The organism is Mycobacterium sp. NPDC003449 (genome assembly GCF_053588415.1).
This window is the reverse complement of sequence record NZ_JBSFPX010000350.1, coordinates 1-2,649: the sequence shown is the minus strand read 5'-3', so window position 1 is coordinate 2,649 and position 2,649 is coordinate 1. Positions and strand designations below refer to the sequence as shown.

4 protein-coding genes are annotated in these 2,649 nt (G+C 68.2%); 3 read left to right on the top strand and 1 reads right to left on the bottom strand.

Annotated features, from left to right (window positions below; translation table 11 throughout):
• Nucleotides 1-815, bottom strand: an 815-nt coding sequence (locus ACWDTP_RS38145; RefSeq protein ID WP_450028396.1) for a hypothetical protein, incomplete at its 3' end; no start/stop codon positions are given.
• Nucleotides 816-1,249: 434 nt separating this feature from the next.
• Between ACWDTP_RS38145 and ACWDTP_RS38140 the strand changes: the two genes are divergently transcribed.
• The 3 genes from ACWDTP_RS38140 to ACWDTP_RS38130 all read left to right on the top strand — a co-directional run bounded on the left by ACWDTP_RS38140 (nt 1,250) and on the right by ACWDTP_RS38130 (nt 2,506).
• Nucleotides 1,250-1,540, top strand: coding sequence for a WhiB family transcriptional regulator (locus tag ACWDTP_RS38140; protein ID WP_450028395.1), 291 nt, complete (start codon nt 1,250-1,252; stop codon nt 1,538-1,540).
• Nucleotides 1,541-1,666: 126 nt separating this feature from the next.
• Nucleotides 1,667-1,903 carry a hypothetical protein gene (locus tag ACWDTP_RS38135; RefSeq protein WP_450028394.1) on the top strand — a complete coding sequence of 79 codons (237 nt, stop codon included), beginning with the start codon at nt 1,667-1,669 and terminating at the stop codon, nt 1,901-1,903.
• 171 nt (nt 1,904-2,074) lie between these two features.
• Entirely contained in the window at nt 2,075-2,506 is a 432-nt protein-coding gene (locus tag ACWDTP_RS38130; RefSeq protein WP_450028393.1) for an OsmC family protein, read from the top strand.
• Nucleotides 2,507-2,649 lie beyond the last annotated feature (143 nt).

Sequence of the window (2,649 nt, the reverse complement as noted above, 5' to 3'; positions counted from 1 at the left end):
TCAAGTGCGACCCGGCCCGCGCCGGACCGGCGACCCGACCACATCCCGCCTCTGCGCCGCACCGTCTCGGCGCTGACATCGCGGATCTCGCCGATCTCGGCCGCCTCATGTGCGGCGCTGCCGATATCGGCGAGCAGGCACGCCAACGCCCAACGCAACGGCACCAGCCCGGACTTCTCGCTGGCAGGCAGCGCGGCGTCGGCGACCGCGCGGGCCGCGTCCAGCTGCCCATGAGAACACAGGGCCGCGGCATGCACCACATCCGATTTCACGGCATGGCGCGTCGAACCGTAACCGGCCGCGGCGGCCACCCCGCGCTCGGCGTGTCCGACTGCGGCCGCACCGTCGCCGCGGGCCATCGCCAGCTCGGCGCTGACCCAGGCCAGCCGGACGGTGCCGCGCGGCCCGCAGTCCAGGGCCCTGGCACGGTCCAGCAGTCGCGCCGACACCGCGAACCGGCCGACGCCGAGCGCGTCGGCGGCCAGGCCGACGAGGGCGTCGGCCGCGGCTTCGGCGTCGGTGCCCCGGTGCGCCCAGGCCAACCCGTCGGCGCCCCGGGCCCTGGTGTGCCCGCCCAGCTGGCGCAGGAACGACGCGCGCGTGCTGTGGGCGAGTGAGAGGATGCGGCCCGCGGACCGATCACGGACGATGACGGCGAGTTCGGTCAGGGCGCAGCCGTAGCGGCCCTGTCCCCCGGCGGCCACCGCCCGCAGCCACCGCTCCTCGGGGGTGCGCGCACCGGGCAACGGCCACCGGCCGGGGTCGTGGCCGAACGCGGCGGTAGCCAGCGCCTGGCCGGTCTGGGATGCAGTCATCGGAAGGCGAGGTTAGCAATGGGCACACAATGCGGTTCCCCGAGAACCGGATACCGCCGGACCCGGGTATTAGTTTTTGCGTTATCGGTATTAGTTAACAATTGATGGCTCGAATGTTAATGGGGTGTCAACCATCCACTGCCCTCGGGGAAAACCTGACACGCCGCCAACCTGCGCGAACAGCGGAAACGAGGTAGCCTTCGGGCAGCCCTTAACACGGCAACCGCGGTCCACGCATCACCTCGATGAACGTGATGTAAATTCTCGACCTGCGGTTATGTCATTGAGCACACGTTCAGGCTATTGACGAGAATTATTGAGCACCCCTAGTTTGTGTGCACGAGCGGTCATCGACGACACGTGCTCACATCGGTTCCGCCAACTCACGCTTGTCCTTTATCACGAAAAGGGCGCGCAGAGAGGGGTTTCCCAAAATGCCTCAGCCGCAGCAGTTACCCGGACCCAATGCGGATATCTGGGATTGGCAGATGGAGGGGCTTTGCCGTGGCGTCGATTCCGCGATGTTCTTTCATCCCGACGGGGAACGTGGGCGGGCCCGGGCCCAGCGTGAGATGCGCGCCAAGGAGATGTGCCGCAGCTGCCCGGTGATCACCCAGTGCCGGTCGCATGCGCTGGCCGTCGGAGAGCCCTACGGCATCTGGGGCGGCCTGAGCGAATCCGAACGCGAGCTACTCCTCAAACGCGGAATCCGGCGCACCGCCTGAGACCCCGGCAACTGTGAAAGGACCCCCGTTCCGATCTGGAACAGGGGTCTTTCGCGCGTTCCGGTCACCACCGGCCATCGCGGCGGCGGACGCGCGGCGCCGCGTAGACGGTGACATGATGCGAAGATGGACCGCCCCGACATCGCCCAGGCGCGACAGCTGATCGGTGAACTGCGCGCCCAGATCCGCGATATGACCCCGAGACTCGCCCGCGCAGAACAGGAAGGGGCCGGGCACACCACCAGGGCGCGCGCCATGCGGCGCGAGGCCGCCGAGCTGCGACGCGATGTCGGTCAGGCCCGCTTCCTCATCGACCGGCTGCATCGCCGGTTTCCGGATATCGAGAGCTCCGAGGCCGGCTGACCCTTCCCCGCGTCTTCCCCGCGAGCAGACGCTGCGGTACCCCGGAATGCGCGTTCTCGGGTACCGCCGTGTCTGCTCGGCGGCCAATCGGGTAAATCGCGCACCAGCCGCCCCACTCTCACGGCACCATCCGAACCATCGGGATCCGATGAGTCGACGAAGGAGAGTGGCATGGCAACAGAGGTGACGGTGACAGAGACCGGGGCCGGGACCTACACCCAGGAGGTCAGCGCCGGACGTCACCGACTGACCGCCGACGAACCACAACCCGTCGGCGACGACTCCGGCCCCAATCCCTACGATCTGGTGCTGGCCGGGCTCGGGGCGTGCACGTCCATGACCGTGCGAATGTACGCCAACCGCAAGGGATGGCCGCTCGAGCGGGTGCGAGTGACGCTGCGGCACTCGCGAATTCACGCGAAGGACTGCGCCGACTGCGAGACCACCAAGGGCATGCTCGATCAGATCGATCGCGACATCGAGCTGACCGGCGACCTCGACGACAGTCAGCGGCAGCGGCTGATGGACATCGCCGAGCGGTGCCCCGTGCACCAGACCCTGACCTCGGAGGTCCACATCACCACCACCGCCGTGCCGGTCTGACCGCGCCGGCTCACCGGGTGGCCGCCGACCGCCACTTCTCCCGCGCGAGCAGACACAAACCTGCGCCAGATCGCGGGCTGTTGCGAAATTGGTAGTTGATCGGCGGTGCTCGGTATGTCGTGGCCGGGGTTGGGTGTTGTGGC

Coding starts and splice junctions, on each gene's coding strand:
- ACWDTP_RS38135 (WP_450028394.1), top strand. CDS start 1,667: ATGGACCGCCCCGACATCGCCCAGGCGCGACAGCTGATCGGTGAACTG.
- ACWDTP_RS38140 (WP_450028395.1), top strand. CDS start 1,250: ATGCCTCAGCCGCAGCAGTTACCCGGACCCAATGCGGATATCTGGGAT.
- ACWDTP_RS38130 (WP_450028393.1), top strand. CDS start 2,075: ATGGCAACAGAGGTGACGGTGACAGAGACCGGGGCCGGGACCTACACC.